The organism is Niallia sp. CD-39, assembly GCF_059874745.1.
Window position 1 is genome coordinate 369,294 of record NZ_JCBCPS010000004.1, and the last position, 11,143, is coordinate 380,436.

Below are 11,143 nucleotides of genomic sequence, written 5' to 3' on the forward strand. Positions count from 1 at the left end.
TCGTTAGAAAAACAGCAATAGTTTATGTCTCTTTTATACTTTCTCAAATGATTCAATCGTGCTTGGATAAATTTCAGTCGGATAATTCCCTGTGAAGCATGCTAGGCACTGACCATCTTTTCTACCTACTGCCTGAACCGTACCTTCAACGGATAAATAATGAAGGGTATCTGCTCCAATGATTTGACGTATCTCCTCAACGGAATGACGGCCAGCAATGAGCTCTTCTCTTGTAGATGTATCAATTCCGTAATAGCATGGGTTCATAATTGGCGGTGAGCTAATGAGCACATGTACTTCCGTAGCTCCAGCATCTTTCAACATGGATACAATCCGTTTACTTGTTGTTCCACGCACAATTGAGTCATCTACCATAATGACGCGTTTCCCTTCGACAACTCCTCGAACTGGTGAAAGCTTCATTTTCACACCTTGCTCACGCAACGATTGTGATGGCTGAATAAAAGTACGACCAACATACTTATTTTTAATTAATCCCATCTCGTACGGAATGCCTGTAGCCTCTGCATAACCAATTGCAACGGAAATACTTGAATCAGGAACACCTGTGACGACATCCGCTTCAATTGGCACTTCAATAGCTAGCTGTTTCCCAAGACTCTTCCTTGCTGTATGAACATTAATGCCACTAATATTGCTATCTGGTCTGGAGAAATAAATGTACTCCATCATACACATTGATATATTCGACGATCTAGAAAAAATTTCGGAACGAAAGCCTTCGTCATCAATAATAAGAAGCTCACCTGGCAAGACGTCACGAATGAATTCTGCACCAACAATATCGAACGCACATGTTTCTGACGCAACAACATATGCATCTCCAAGCTTTCCTAATGACAACGGACGCATGCCATTTGGATCGAGCGCAACCATCATTTCCGTTTCAGTCATAATGAGGAATGCATAAGCTCCTTTTAAGCTTGATAATGCATTCTTCACACGATCCTTATATGAAGAGAACCCTCCACGCTTAATTAAATGAGCCAAAACTTCTGTATCAGAGCTCGTTTGAAAGATACTTCCTTGAGCTTCTAGCTGCGCCTTTAAAGGTGTTGCGTTTGTAAGGTTCCCATTGTGGCAAAGAGCAAGGCTTCCGCTTTGTGAATGGAATAAAAGCGGTTGTACATTTTCATAACCGCCTCCACCAGCTGTTGCATAACGTACATGCCCGATCGCTGATTTCCCTTCTAGCTCTTGAATGGCTTCAGATGAGAAAACCTCGGTTACAAGCCCTTCCCCTTTAACACCTTTTAGCTTCTCACCATCTGTAACGACAATCCCTGTACCCTCTTGACCTCGGTGTTGTAAGCTATGAAGCCCGTAGTACGTAATTTGTGCCGCTTCTGGATGACCCCAAACACCAAAAACTCCGCATTCTTCATTCAACCCTTTTATTTCAGCAAGCATGGGATGGCTCCTTTCCAAGCTTGTTTTAGCACCTCTGTTTTTTCTGAGAGAACAAGCTCATTCTTAGATGTGATTGTAAGTGTTGAATCATCTGTTACTTTTCCAATGTATACAGCATCTGTTAATGCTTCAAACACCTCTTTATTTTCTGCATTTACCGATAGTACAAAGCGAGATTGTGATTCACTAAATAATGCGGTAACAATGTCTTCAGATACTTCAATGGAAGCCCCAAGTCCTGTTTTTCCAAATAAGCTTTCTGCTACTGCCACTGCTAATCCACCTTCTGATACATCATGAGCGGATTGAACAAGTCCCTTTGTGATCGCACTTAGCACTTGATCTTGATATTTTTTCTCTAGATTAAGGTCGATGTGAGGTGCTTTACCAAAGATCTTGCCATACGTTACCTTTTGCAATTCACTTCCACCAAACTCTGGCTTCGTATCACCTAATACATAGATTAGGTCTCCGCTCTCTTTAAAGTTTTGTGTCGTAATATGTTGCACATCATCTACAAGACCGACCATCCCAATGACTGGCGTCGGATAAATCGCTGTTCCGTTCGTTTCATTATATAGAGACACGTTTCCACCTATAACTGGTGTACTTAAAACAGTACATGCTGCACTAATACCGTCTGCAGCCTTATCAATTTGCCAGAAGATCTCTGGTTTCTCAGGGTTTCCAAAGTTTAAGTTATCTGTAATTGCAAGAGGCCTTGCTCCTGAACATACAACGTTACGCGCTGCTTCTGCCACTGCGATTTGACCGCCTACCTCTGGATCTAAATACATATAGCGAGCGTTGCAATCCGTTGTCATTGCAAGTGCCTTCTTCGTGTCACGTATGCGCACAACCGCTGCATCTGATCCTGGTGCTACGACTGTATTCGTTCGAACCATGTAATCGTATTGATCGTATACCCATTCTTTGCTCGCAATCGTGGGCTGTTGCAATAAAGTCATAAGCGTTTCTTTATAATCTTCAACAGCAGGAATATCATTGTCCATTGCTTGGTATTCACGATAGTATGCAGGCTCTTTAGAAGGCTTATGATAAACTGGCGCTTCCTCTGCCAACGCATCTGTTGGTACGTTTGCAACAACTTCCCCTTTATGAATCAAGCGAAGCATTTTATCATCGGTTACTCTACCAACCGTTACTGCTTCTAATTGATATTTAGAGAAAAGATCGATGATTTCTTGCTCTCTTCCTTTTTTAACAACAATCAACATACGCTCTTGTGATTCTGAAAGCATCATTTCATATGCCGTCATTCCTGTTTCGCGCTGTGGTACAAAATCAAGATTCATCTCAATCCCCATGCCAGCCTTGCTTGCCATTTCTGCGGATGAACTTGTTAACCCTGCTGCTCCCATGTCTTGTATACCAACAAGTGCATCAGATTGTACAAGCTCTAGACATGCTTCTAGAAGTAACTTTTCCATGAACGGATCGCCAACTTGAACTGCTGGGCGATTTTGTTCAGATTCATCCGTTAACTCCTCTGAAGCAAATGTTGCACCATGAATTCCGTCACGACCTGTTTTTGCACCTACATACATCACTGTATTGTCGAGTCCATGGGCTTGCCCCTTTTTAATATCCTTATGATCAATCAACCCTACGCACATCGCATTCACAAGTGGATTGCCTTCATAAGAAGCGTCGAACTGGACTTCACCACCGACCGTCGGAATCCCAATGCAATTTCCATAGCCTGCGATTCCAGCAACAACTTCTTTAAACAAATATTTAACTCTAGGAGACTCTAATTCTCCGAATCTTAATGAGTTTAATAGCGCAATTGGTCTTGCTCCCATTGAAAAGACGTCACGTATGATGCCCCCTACTCCTGTTGCTGCACCTTGATATGGCTCAATCGCTGAAGGATGGTTGTGGCTCTCAATCTTAAATACGACCGCCTGCTCATCCCCGATATCGACGATTCCAGCTCCCTCTCCCGGACCTTGCAGGACATGATCACCCTTCGTAGGGAATTTACGAAGCACTGGTTTTGAATTTTTATAGCTACAATGCTCTGACCACATAACAGAAAACAAACCGATTTCTGTGTAGTTTGGCAGACGTCCAAGAATCTTTTCAATCATCGCAAATTCTTCATCTGATAATCCCATTTCTGCATAGACTCTTTGATCTTTTAGTTGTTGTGGATTTGGTTCAAGCTGTAACGACATGTGCTTCCCTCCATTGTTTTACGATCGATTGAAAAAGTTTTAAACCATCCGCGCCACCTAATAGTTCTTCAACAGCTCTCTCAGGATGCGGCATCATTCCTAATACGTTGCCTTTATCATTGATAATTCCTGCAATATCACTCAAGCTTCCGTTCGGATTTACCCCATTGTAAGTGAAAACAATTTGCTTGTTTTCTTTTAATTGCTGCAATGTTTCCTCATCGCAATAATAATTTCCTTCTCCATGTGCGATTGGAATTGTAATGACTTCAGCATTCTTATACTGACTTGTGAACATCGTTTCGTTGTTTTCAACCTTCAATTCAACTGGACGGCAAATGAATTTCAAGCTTTCATTTCGACGCATTGCTCCTGGTAATAACCCAGCTTCAAGCAACACCTGGAACCCATTGCAAACACCCAGGATTGGCTTTCCTGCTTGGGCTGCCTTCACAACTTCCTTCATCACATTGCTAAAACGGGCAATTGCACCAGAGCGAAGGTAATCCCCATACGAAAATCCACCTGGAAGTAAAATACCATCATACTCATCTAGGTTGTCTGCATCATGCCATACATACTCAGCTTCTTCACCTAATGCAGCTTTGATCGCATGATACATATCAATATCACAATTGGAGCCAGGGAACACTATGACTGCGAATTTCACTGAGCAACAGCCTCCTCAATTTCAAAGCGGTAATCTTCAATCACAACATTTGCTAGCAAACGCTCACACATTTCCTTTACTACGTCTTCAATGTCACGTTCTGACTTTTCGACAGTTAGCTCTAAATATTTTCCGATTCTAACATCTTCAACTGCTTCATACCCCATTGTATGAAGGGAGCTTTTTACAACCGTTCCTTGAGGATCTAAAACACTTTCTCTTAATGTGACGAATACTTTTACTTTGTACATGCTGAATTTCCCCCAATTTTCGTTAAAATCATTTCGTAAGCATCAGTTAAACTGCCAAGGTCTCTACGAAAAACATCCTTATCTAAGCGCTGCTTTGTTTCTAAATCCCATAACCTGCACGTATCTGGTGAGATTTCATCTGCTAACAGAATCGCTCCTGACGCATCTTTTCCAAACTCTAATTTGAAATCCACTAAGCGAATACCTAACTCTTTGAAATATTGAGACAACACATCGTTCACTTGTAACGCTTTTTCCTTCAAAATCGCTACTTCCTCTTTCGTAGCTAAATCTAAAACGGCTATATGTTCATCCGTTAATATCGGATCACCCAAGGCGTCATCTTTTAAGTAAAACTCTACAATTGGTCGAGGTAATGTTTTTCCTTCTTCGACGCCAAGGCGTTTTGAAAAGCTCCCTGCCGCATCATTTCGAACAACGGTTTCCAACGGGATGATGTTCACTTTTTTTACGAGTTGCTCTGTTTCAGACAGCTTTTCTATGAAGTGCGAGTCGATCCCGCGCTGTGCTAGTTTTAAAAACAGCAAACTCGTAATCTCATTATTTAAGCGACCTTTTCCTTCAATCGTTGCTTTCTTCTCCCCGTTGAATGCTGTTGCTGAATCTTTATATTGAATCCAAACGACATTCTCTTTGTCCGTTGCAAAGATTTGTTTCGCTTTTCCTTCGTAAAGCAGTTCACCCTTTTGCATGTACCTTCCAACTCCCCGTTGTGAATATTAGCAATTTTCAATCTAGGAGATAATCTTCTATTATCCCTTCAGGCGGACGCTTCCTCGGGCGGACCGGGAGTCAACGCCTTATTCACACTGCTAAAGACTGTATTCATAAAAGTATCTATAAGAAAGGCAACTGTTACACTAGCTGCCTTCAATCATTTATAAGCCTAAGCGATCAAAGATCGTACTAACGTGCTTAATGTGATAGTTATAATCGAAGCACTCGTTGATTTCATCCGCCGATAACAGCGATGTAATTTTATCGTCTGCTTCAATTAAGCTGCGGAATGGAACTTGCTTTTCCCACGCTTCCATTGCTCGTGGTTGAACCGTATCATACGCTTCTTCACGTGGTAGCCCTTTATCAATTAGTGCTAGAAGGACACGTTGTGAATAAATTAGGCCTAACGTTCGATCCATATTGCGTTTCATATTGTCTGGGAATACCGTTAAGTTTTTCACGATGTTGCCAAAACGGTTTAACATGTAATTCAATGCAATCGTTGCATCTGGAATGATGATGCGCTCCGCAGATGAATGAGAAATATCACGCTCATGCCATAACGACACATTCTCATAAGAGGTCATCATATATCCTCGAATCACTCTTGCTAATCCAGTCATATTCTCAGAACCGATCGGGTTGCGTTTATGTGGCATAGCTGACGATCCTTTTTGTCCTTTAGCAAAAAATTCTTCGACTTCACGTGTTTCACTTTTTTGTAATCCACGAATTTCTGTTGCGAACTTTTCAATGGATGAAGCTATTAGTGCAATCGTTCCCATATAATGTGCATGGCGGTCACGTTGCAATGTTTGTGTTGAAATCGGCGCAGGTTTGATGCCTAATTTTTCACATACATAGGATTCTACAAATGGTTCGATATTCGCATATGTTCCTACCGCTCCCGAAATCTTCCCAAATTCAATTCCTTCAGCAGCATCATTAAAACGCTCAAGGTTACGTTTCATTTCCTCATACCATAAGGCTAACTTCAAACCAAATGTTGTTGGCTCAGCATGAACCCCATGTGTACGTCCCATCATAACTGTGTTTTTATGTTCAATTGCTTTGTGACGAAGGATCTCAATGAAGTTCTCAAGATCTTTACGTAAGATGTCATTCGCTTGTTTGATTAAGTAAGATAACGCTGTATCAACAACATCTGTTGACGTTAACCCGTAGTGTACCCATTTTCTTTCTTCACCTAATGTTTCAGATACTGCACGTGTGAAAGCTACTACATCATGGCGTGTTTCTTCTTCAATTTCTTGAATACGCTTTATGTCAAATGAAGCATTTTCTCTAATCTTTTTAACATCCTCTTTTGGAATATCTCCAAGCTCAGCCCATGCTTCACACGCTAATATTTCAACCTCTAACCATGCTTGAAAACGATTTTGTTCTGTCCAAATGGCTCCCATTTCCGGGCGTGTATAACGTTCGATCATTTTGCTGCTCCTCCGATTTCTTCTGCTATTTGTTGTGCCCAAATCTGACTGTCGTTTATTTCTTCTAACGCCTGATCGACGGAATTTCTTAATAAAGTGACATGTCCCATCTTTCTTCTAAACTTTGGTTCCTTCTTGCCATATAAATGAATTTTCCAATCTCGTAGGCTCGGCAATCTCTGAAGCAAGGCTTCTTGATGCTCTCCTAATATATTGACCATAACAGCTGGTTTTAATAGTTCCGTTTCTCCTAAAGGCCAGTTACACACCGCTCTTATATGTTGTTCGAATTGAGAGGTGACACATGCTTCAATTGAGAAGTGACCTGAATTATGAGGTCGAGGTGCCAATTCATTGATATAAATCTTTTCTCCCTTTGCTAGAAACATTTCAACAGCAAGCGTACCAACGAGTTGTAGTTCTTCTGCAAGATGCTTTGCTGCTGCAATCGCCTTTTGTTCTGCTTCATCTGTAATGCGAGCTGGAACAATCGTTTTGTGAAGAATATTATGCTCGTGAATATTCTCTGCAATTGGCAATACTTCAACTTCTCCAGCTGGGCTTCTAAAGATGATGACAGAGATTTCTTTTTCAAAAGAAATGAATTGCTCAAGAACACATGGTCCATTCTTAAGTAGTTTCGCAGCCTCTTGAATATCAGTCGTTTGGCGAATGACATGCTGACCTTTGCCATCATATCCTCCACGAGCTGTTTTTAGTACAGCAGGCATTTCAATTGCTTTTAAACTTTCAAGTAAGTCTCTATCATTATAAATTTCACGATATGGTGCAACGATTGCACCTGTTTGTGTAATTGCACGTTTCTCTTTAATTCGATCTTGAGTAATTGCTAGCATCTCTTTTCCTTGTGGCACATAGGCATGGTCACATAGCCATTGCAGTGCTTCTGCACTTATGTTTTCAAATTCATATGTGATGACATCACTCACTTCTGCTAATTGTTTAATCGCAGCCATATCGTCAAACGCAGCAACGATTTCAATATCTGCCATTTGCCCACAAGGTGAGTCCTCAGTTGGATCGAGTACCGCAATTCGAAAGCCTTGAGCCTTCGCTTCTAATGCCATCATCTTGCCAAGCTGTCCGCCTCCGATGATCCCAATTGTTTGACCAGGCATGATTACGTTATTAGACAAGTTCATCACTACTTTCTATTGCGTCAATTTTGGTTCTTTCCCTGCGGACTTCTAGTTGTCTCACAATCTCTTTATTTTCTGTACCAAGAATTTGTGCTGCTAATAGTCCTGCATTTGTAGCACCAGCCTTACCGATCGCAACTGTCGCTACTGGAACTCCTCCTGGCATTTGTACGATTGATAGCAACGAATCCATTCCGTTTAATGCTTTTGATTGGACAGGAACACCAATCACAGGCAACGTCGTCTTCGCTGCCACCATTCCAGGCAGGTGAGCAGCCCCACCAGCTCCTGCTACAATAACTTTTATTCCACGCTCTCTAGCAGCTTCGGTATATTCAAACATTAAATCCGGAGTGCGATGTGCGGAAACAACTTTCTTCTCATATATTACTTCTAGTTCATCTAGTACTTCACACGTATGCTTCATTGTTTCCCAATCAGACTTGCTTCCCATAATTACAGCAACTTCTGCTTTCATCCTTCTCCTCCAATTGAGCCAGTTTTTATTAAGATACTCTTTCATTGATTAGTAAAAATAAAAATACCCGCACAGATGTTCTCGTCTTAGAGAGAAAGCAATCTGCACAGGCATCTAAACGTCTTTATAAAGAAGTCAATAAAGACCTTTTATCATTCGCCAGTCCATGTTCACTTTCCCTCATAGTCCGATCATTTACGGTAATCGGGTAGAAACTTATGGGCCGTATTCCCATTATTATACGAGGGATATTTCGTTAGAATTTCTGTCACATTTATCTTAACAACTGGCTTAAGGTGGTGTCAACGAAAACATCGAACGATTGAAAAAGTCAGACAATTAATGTTCGTGTTTTACTCTGTTTTAAGAACCGCTTCAAACTGAATTTGCTGATGAACAGGTTCATATCCAGTAGTTTTCCCACTTTTAATCTCTTGAAAGATCGGCTTTTCCATTCTCCGTACAGGACGATATCCTGCTTGTTCAATGCGATCGAGGCACTCACCAATCGTTTCATTCTCTTCAACAATAAACACTTTCTTCTTACTCATGAAAATAACTTCCCTTTCTTCACAGACTTCACCCAGAAGCCCCCATAAATCGTTTTCGGTTCATAGGCAATGATAAATGCTTTTTCATCAAGCTCCTTAATCGTTTGATACAATTTTAACTCATATTTGCGAGGTGTCAAAATTTGCAGTGCCATCCGATCTCCTTCTAACCCATTTGCTGCCCAGCTCGTTACACCATAGCCTTTTTCTCTTAACTGCTTCGGCAAATCACGATCATACTCTTTTGTAATCACATTCACTGTAATATAGCCAAGAGCCAGCTTCTCTTCAATCTTCATCCCTACAATCACACCAATTCCATATCCAACCGCATATGCGACTAAATTTTGAATCTGATTTAAATTATCTAGTACCAACCCTAATCCAATCACATAAATAACAACCTCAATCATACTAATAAAAGCTGCTGCATACCTCCGACCCTTTAACGTCAAGATCATCCGAATCGTAAAAAAAGAGACATATACAATATTAATTGCTAAAATAATGACAACCATCATAACACTATTTTCCAGCATATGAGCACCTCCAAATAGATAAACTCTCTATCTAGATATGTTAGCCTTTTTAGAATAGACTCAAACTAGATAATTTATTTACATAATTTAGGATTATTTATGTAGTATGAATCAACATGGGGTGTCGGATTACTTTAACTTGGGGGAAGGTTGAAGTTGTTGATATTAGATGGATGTGTTGATATCCGCTCAGAGTTGTTTATTTGTCTCTGAATGTTGTTGATATAGCGTACAAATACCCTTTAAATCCCAAATAGTTGTCGGATTCCACTCGGAGTTGTCGGAAAACCCTCAATAGTTGTCGGATTCTATGCCGAAACATATATGTAAGGGAAAGTTTCTTTAATAAATAGATAGTTAGGAGTGTGCTAAATGAATGAAGTCATTTTAACAACGGATCGTCTAATTTTACGAGAAATGAACCGTAATGATGTCCCTTTGCTACAGGAAATTTTCTCTGATCCAATTGCGATGAAATATTATCCTTCCACAAAGGATGAGAATGCAACTTTAGAATGGATTGATTGGACTCTTAAAAATTATTCAAATTATGGTGTAGGACTGTGGATCGTTGAAGATCGAAAAGCTGGGAACTTTCTTGGACAATGCGGCATTGTCCCCCAAGAAGTCGATGGAAAGATTGAAATGGAGATTGGTTACTTGTTTGCAAGACATGCCTGGGGCAATGGCTTTGCTACTGAAGCTGCACGAGCATGTAAAGAATATGGATTTAAAGAACTTGAGCTAAACAAAATAATATCATTACCGGATATTAACAACCTTCCCTCTACACGTGTATGCGAACGAATAGGTATGATCGTTGAGAAAACCATTCATAAATGGGGAAAAGAAGTGTTCGTTTATTCAATTACAAATTAATAGTTTTGGAGGTCGTTTGTGAGGTTTATACTAGAGTTAATTAGAATTATCCTTATCTTTGCTATCATTGGTACCTTTTCAAGCCACATACTTTTAAATTCATATTTATCTTTTGGTCCAGTTATAGAACGCTTTGCTTGGATAGGTTCTATTGCTGTTTTGATTCTTCTCTTTGTTCTATATCGTAATAAATTACAATTTAGTGGCTGGTATAAAGGAAAGGGCCGTGAAAAGCTTCCAAATAAAATATCACTATTTCTAATATTGTTTTCGATTATCTTATTAATATTGCCGCCACTTCTAAGCTTTTTCTGGAATTGACCTTAAGCAAAATTGATCAACCAAGAGTTCGATTAGTGTATTCATAATGGTTCATGTACATCCTTTGAATGTTCTTTTTATTAATACCTAGATAAAAATAAAAAACACCTTAGCGGTTTTTTCTTTAATTTGCCCGGCAACGTCCTACTCTCACAAGGGGCGCCCCTAACTACCATCGGCACGCTATTTTCGGGCGCCGATAAACGGCGGATCTCTTCGTCTACTGCTCTCGCTCTGTTCTCATGTGCATCGCACATTCCGAGCCTCGCTCCTTTGTTTCCTCGATCTCCTTGTTCCTCAACACCCTCTTACTTCTTAAACATTCCTTTTACTACTACCTATTTCTTGTACATCCTTCGGGTGTTCTTTTACGAAAACCTAAATAAAACAAAAAAACACCTTTAAGGTGTTTTTTATTTGTATGCCCGGCAACGTCCTACTCTCACAAGGGGACAGCCCCTAACTACCAT

12 protein-coding genes and 1 riboswitch are annotated in these 11,143 nt (G+C 40.3%); of the genes, 2 read left to right on the top strand and 10 right to left on the bottom strand.

Annotation, left to right across the window (positions count from 1 at the left end):
* Nucleotides 1-33: 33 nt before the first annotated feature.
* The 10 genes from purF to AC6F34_RS12120 all read right to left on the bottom strand — a co-directional run bounded on the left by purF (nt 34) and on the right by AC6F34_RS12120 (nt 9,473).
* Entirely contained in the window at nt 34-1,431 is a 1,398-nt protein-coding gene (purF, locus tag AC6F34_RS12075) for an amidophosphoribosyltransferase (protein WP_500772407.1), read from the bottom strand.
* Nucleotides 1,416-3,632 (bottom strand): phosphoribosylformylglycinamidine synthase subunit PurL, encoded by a 2,217-nt coding sequence (gene purL, locus AC6F34_RS12080; protein ID WP_500772409.1) that lies wholly within the window; start codon nt 3,630-3,632, stop codon nt 1,416-1,418. Before purL ends, purF begins: the two co-directional genes overlap by 16 nt.
* Nucleotides 3,616-4,302 carry a phosphoribosylformylglycinamidine synthase subunit PurQ gene (purQ, locus tag AC6F34_RS12085; protein ID WP_500772411.1) on the bottom strand — a complete coding sequence of 229 codons (687 nt, stop codon included), beginning with the start codon at nt 4,300-4,302 and terminating at the stop codon, nt 3,616-3,618. Before purQ ends, purL begins: the two co-directional genes overlap by 17 nt.
* Nucleotides 4,299-4,553: a phosphoribosylformylglycinamidine synthase subunit PurS gene (gene purS / locus AC6F34_RS12090; RefSeq protein WP_500772413.1), complete on the bottom strand. Its 255-nt coding sequence runs from the start codon at nt 4,551-4,553 to the stop codon at nt 4,299-4,301. Before purS ends, purQ begins: the two co-directional genes overlap by 4 nt.
* Nucleotides 4,541-5,266 carry a phosphoribosylaminoimidazolesuccinocarboxamide synthase gene (purC, locus tag AC6F34_RS12095; RefSeq protein WP_500772415.1) on the bottom strand — a complete coding sequence of 242 codons (726 nt, stop codon included), beginning with the start codon at nt 5,264-5,266 and terminating at the stop codon, nt 4,541-4,543. The genes purS and purC overlap by 13 nt, the downstream gene beginning before the upstream one ends.
* 186 nt (nt 5,267-5,452) lie before the next feature.
* Nucleotides 5,453-6,745: an adenylosuccinate lyase gene (gene purB, locus AC6F34_RS12100; protein WP_500772417.1), complete on the bottom strand. Its 1,293-nt coding sequence runs from the start codon at nt 6,743-6,745 to the stop codon at nt 5,453-5,455.
* The gene (gene purK, locus AC6F34_RS12105; protein ID WP_500772419.1) at nt 6,742-7,908 is read right to left on the bottom strand and encodes a 5-(carboxyamino)imidazole ribonucleotide synthase; all 1,167 of its coding nucleotides are present in this window, start codon (nt 7,906-7,908) and stop codon (nt 6,742-6,744) included. Before purK ends, purB begins: the two co-directional genes overlap by 4 nt.
* Nucleotides 7,895-8,383 carry a 5-(carboxyamino)imidazole ribonucleotide mutase gene (gene purE, locus AC6F34_RS12110; RefSeq protein WP_500772421.1) on the bottom strand — a complete coding sequence of 163 codons (489 nt, stop codon included), beginning with the start codon at nt 8,381-8,383 and terminating at the stop codon, nt 7,895-7,897. The genes purK and purE overlap by 14 nt, the downstream gene beginning before the upstream one ends.
* A gap of 163 nt (nt 8,384-8,546) precedes the next feature.
* Nucleotides 8,547-8,648: riboswitch (purine riboswitch) on the bottom strand.
* Between the two features lie 88 nt (nt 8,649-8,736).
* Nucleotides 8,737-8,934, bottom strand: a complete 198-nt coding sequence (locus tag AC6F34_RS12115; protein ID WP_500772423.1) for an NETI motif-containing protein — start codon at nt 8,932-8,934, stop codon at nt 8,737-8,739.
* Entirely contained in the window at nt 8,931-9,473 is a 543-nt protein-coding gene (locus AC6F34_RS12120; protein WP_500772425.1) for a DUF2179 domain-containing protein, read from the bottom strand. Before AC6F34_RS12120 ends, AC6F34_RS12115 begins: the two co-directional genes overlap by 4 nt.
* A gap of 372 nt (nt 9,474-9,845) precedes the next feature.
* Here AC6F34_RS12120 and AC6F34_RS12125 point away from each other — a divergent pair, with 372 nt between their 5' ends.
* Both AC6F34_RS12125 and AC6F34_RS12130 read left to right on the top strand, forming a co-directional pair.
* Entirely contained in the window at nt 9,846-10,352 is a 507-nt protein-coding gene (locus AC6F34_RS12125) for a GNAT family N-acetyltransferase (RefSeq protein WP_500772427.1), read from the top strand.
* Between the two features lie 18 nt (nt 10,353-10,370).
* Nucleotides 10,371-10,673: a hypothetical protein gene (locus AC6F34_RS12130; RefSeq protein WP_500772429.1), complete on the top strand. Its 303-nt coding sequence runs from the start codon at nt 10,371-10,373 to the stop codon at nt 10,671-10,673.
* The last annotated feature ends 470 nt before the right edge of the window (nt 10,674-11,143 follow it).

Excerpts from the sequence above, each read along its gene's own strand:
- purF (WP_500772407.1), bottom strand. The coding sequence starts at position 1,431 with ATGCTTGCTGAAATAAAAGGGTTGAATGAAGAATGCGGAGTTTTTGGT.
- purL (WP_500772409.1), bottom strand. The coding sequence starts at position 3,632 with ATGTCGTTACAGCTTGAACCAAATCCACAACAACTAAAAGATCAAAGA.
- purS (WP_500772413.1), bottom strand. The coding sequence starts at position 4,553 with ATGTACAAAGTAAAAGTATTCGTCACATTAAGAGAAAGTGTTTTAGAT.
- purC (WP_500772415.1), bottom strand. The coding sequence starts at position 5,266 with ATGCAAAAGGGTGAACTGCTTTACGAAGGAAAAGCGAAACAAATCTTT.
- purB (WP_500772417.1), bottom strand. The coding sequence starts at position 6,745 with ATGATCGAACGTTATACACGCCCGGAAATGGGAGCCATTTGGACAGAA.
- purK (WP_500772419.1), bottom strand. The coding sequence starts at position 7,908 with ATGAACTTGTCTAATAACGTAATCATGCCTGGTCAAACAATTGGGATC.
- purE (WP_500772421.1), bottom strand. The coding sequence starts at position 8,383 with ATGAAAGCAGAAGTTGCTGTAATTATGGGAAGCAAGTCTGATTGGGAA.
- AC6F34_RS12115 (WP_500772423.1), bottom strand. The coding sequence starts at position 8,934 with ATGAGTAAGAAGAAAGTGTTTATTGTTGAAGAGAATGAAACGATTGGT.
- AC6F34_RS12120 (WP_500772425.1), bottom strand. The coding sequence starts at position 9,473 with ATGCTGGAAAATAGTGTTATGATGGTTGTCATTATTTTAGCAATTAAT.
- AC6F34_RS12125 (WP_500772427.1), top strand. The coding sequence starts at position 9,846 with ATGAATGAAGTCATTTTAACAACGGATCGTCTAATTTTACGAGAAATG.